At 36.5% G+C, this 680-nt stretch carries 2 protein-coding genes; one reads left to right on the forward strand and one right to left on the reverse strand.

Going from position 1 to position 680, the window contains the following annotated elements; all coding sequences use genetic code 11:
- On the reverse strand, positions 1 to 204 hold a 204-nt coding region (locus M595_RS28295), incomplete at its 3' end, for an alpha/beta hydrolase (RefSeq protein WP_023069971.1).
- A gap of 249 nt (positions 205 to 453) precedes the next feature.
- Between M595_RS28295 and M595_RS28300 the strand changes: the two genes are divergently transcribed.
- Positions 454 to 680 (forward strand): putative ATP-dependent zinc protease (locus M595_RS28300; protein ID WP_023069970.1); only part of this gene is annotated, 227 nt, incomplete at its 3' end.

Genomic DNA, 680 nt, shown 5'->3' on the forward strand with positions numbered 1-680 from the left:
CGTTAAAAGATTAAGATAGGGAGAAAGTTCAGGCTCAGTTTTATTATCTTTGGCATAACTTTCTAAAGTGGTCACAGAAACAGAAGTTTCCATTGAACCATAGTCAATGTAAATGCGTTCCGCCGCAGCAACCGGAAAGGAATTCAAAATAAAAGATAAAGCACCCAAGGCCAGCCAGCGATATTTTTTAAAGATATTCTTCATTTTTTTTAGTCAATTAATTTAGAGCTTGTTTGTTCGATGATGACTCCTCATTCTGATAAAATTACGAGAAGATCAACCCAGTAGAGGCATCCTTGATAGATTTTAAACCTTATTTCTAAAAACGTGTTCCTTTTCTCTCAGCAGAATTGTATTTTGCTTCAAAACTGTTTTAATCTAGTGACTTTAAATACCGTTTGAGATAAAATCTAAAATTAGAGTCGTAATGAAAACGTTTAAATCAAGTTTAAATTGTCCAAACAAAAACAATTATCAATCATCGGTTGGCGAGAGTGGATTGTATTACCCTCACTCGGAGTAACCGCCATCAAAGCAAAAATTGATACAGGCGCCCGTTCCTCCGCCATCCACGCTTTTCATGTCGAAACCTTTTGGAAAGATGAAAAGCACTGGGTTCGCTTTCAAATGCACCCTTTTCAACGAAATACATCGAAAATAATCACCGCAGAAGCTGAGAT

It is taken from the genome of Lyngbya aestuarii BL J (assembly GCF_000478195.2).
Classification (GTDB): domain Bacteria; phylum Cyanobacteriota; class Cyanobacteriia; order Cyanobacteriales; family Microcoleaceae; genus Capilliphycus; species Capilliphycus aestuarii.